We start from the raw sequence: 1,830 nt of genomic DNA, 5'->3' as shown, positions 1-1,830 counted from the left end.
CGCGGGCGACGAGGGTGGGGATGCGGTCGAGATCGGCGCGGGCGCGTTTCGCGCTCGCGTCCAGCGCATCCAGTTTGGCGACGATGCGGCGTTGTTCTTCCGACGGCGGAACAGGGAAAGCACGCGCCGCAAGAACTTGTCTTGTTAAATGCTTGATAGTCGTTCCGACGAACAGCTCATCCAGACTTCCCACAGCGGCTGCGTATCGTAGTTCGGCGGCGAAAAACTCGGGCGTCATTCCCTCTTCAAAACGAACACGATGAATAGCTTTTTGAAATTTGACCGATGTCTGTCCGCGTCTCCAGACCGCGGATCGTCCAGGTTCGCCACCCTCGCAGATAAATAGGTCGCCGTCCTGAATGCAATACGTATCAAGCTCATCGGGAAGGAAAGGCATTTCCAATAAATCAGAAAGCTCGATGTCCCCCCAGCGCACGTTTACATTTCTGAGATACGGATATAGATCGCCTTTGTTCTTGGCTTTGTCGAGCATCTTTCCAAGCTTGATACCGGCGATCTGCTCGAGTGGCGCCCGATACCAACCCTTCGGCAGCTCGTTCATTGCGCCGCCTCGGCGACCGCTTCGCTCCCCTCCAGCTCCTCGCTCAGAACCTCGATCTCCGCGAGCGCGCTTCTGAGATGTCCGAGGATCGCGCCGATCAGCTCCTCCGGCTCGCTCATCGCATCTTCCGGGTCGCTCGACGTGTCGCGCAGCCAGGCGAGGTCGAGATTGTCGCCGCGCGCGGCGATGTCCTCGCGGGAGAAGCGGCGGAAGCGCCCCTCCTCGCCTTCGTCCCGGCGGGCGCCGCGGCCATGCGGATCGTCGCCGAAGGCCTGCTCGAAATCGGCGAAATGCGCCGGCGTCAAAGGGCTCGTCTTGCCGAAGGCGGGCATATTGGCGCGCAAATCGTAGACCCAGACTTGGCTCGTCTGCCCGCTGTCGCCCTCGCCCTTCGAAAAGAAGAGCACATTGGTCTTCACGCCCTGCGCATAAAAAATGCCGGTCGGCAGGCGCAGGATCGTGTGCAAGTCGCAACGGTCCATCAGCATGCGGCGCAATTCGCGCCCGCGCCCATCTTCGAACAGAATATTATCCGGCACGACGACGGCGGCGCGTCCTCCGGCTTTGAGCTTACGGATGCAATGCTCGACGAAGGGCAATTGATAGGAGGAGACCGAGGCCGTCACGGTGAGATCGTCGCGCGAGGGCCGTCCGCCCGCCGGACCGAAAGGCGGATTTGTGAGGATGAGATCAGCGTTCTCGAGATCGGCGCCGGCCGGCGAGAGCGTGTCGCCGAGCTCTATGCGCAGGCTGTCGACGCCATGCAGGAAGAGATTCATCAGCAGCAGGCGATAGACGCCCTCGACATTCTCCATGCCATGGAGGGCGTAGCGGAGCTGGAACTCCTGCTGCTTCGGCGCGAGAGTGAAGAGATCGTCGGTCTCCGCCTTGATGAAGCGATTGGCGGCGATGAGAAAGCCGCCGGTTCCGGCCGCCGGGTCCTGGATCACCTCGCCCGCCTTGGGCTTCATGAGCCGCACCAGAAGGTCGATGAGCACGCGCGGGGTGAAATATTGCCCGGCGCCGCGCTTCGTCTCCTCGGCGTTCTTCTGCAACAGGCCTTCATAGAGATCGCCGAAGGAATCGCGCTCCTCGGTGAACCAATGCAGATCGTCGATGGCGGCGACGAGCTTGTCGAGATTGACCGGCTCGCGGATGAAGGTCGCGGCATTGGCGAAGATCGCCTGCACGGTGCGGTCGCGCTTCTTCTGCGGATCGCCGAGATCGGCCAATATGCGGCGATAGAGCGCGAGCCTCGTGACGCCTTC

Annotated in this window: 2 protein-coding genes; both read right to left on the bottom strand. The window is 61.7% G+C overall.

Annotated elements, in window-relative coordinates:
- Nucleotides 1–562, bottom strand: a 562-nt coding sequence (locus VIF40_RS10355) for a restriction endonuclease subunit S (protein WP_331937439.1), incomplete at its 3' end; no start/stop codon positions are given.
- A partial coding sequence (locus VIF40_RS10350; RefSeq protein ID WP_331937438.1) for an HsdM family class I SAM-dependent methyltransferase occupies nucleotides 559–1,830 on the bottom strand: 1,272 nt, incomplete at its 5' end. The genes VIF40_RS10350 and VIF40_RS10355, both read right to left, overlap by 4 nt.

The sequence above is a fragment of the Methylosinus sp. genome (assembly GCF_036560965.1).
GTDB lineage: Bacteria > Pseudomonadota > Alphaproteobacteria > Rhizobiales > Beijerinckiaceae > Methylosinus.
The sequence above is the reverse complement of the archived record's forward strand: the minus strand, read 5'-3'. Positions and strand labels throughout refer to the sequence as shown.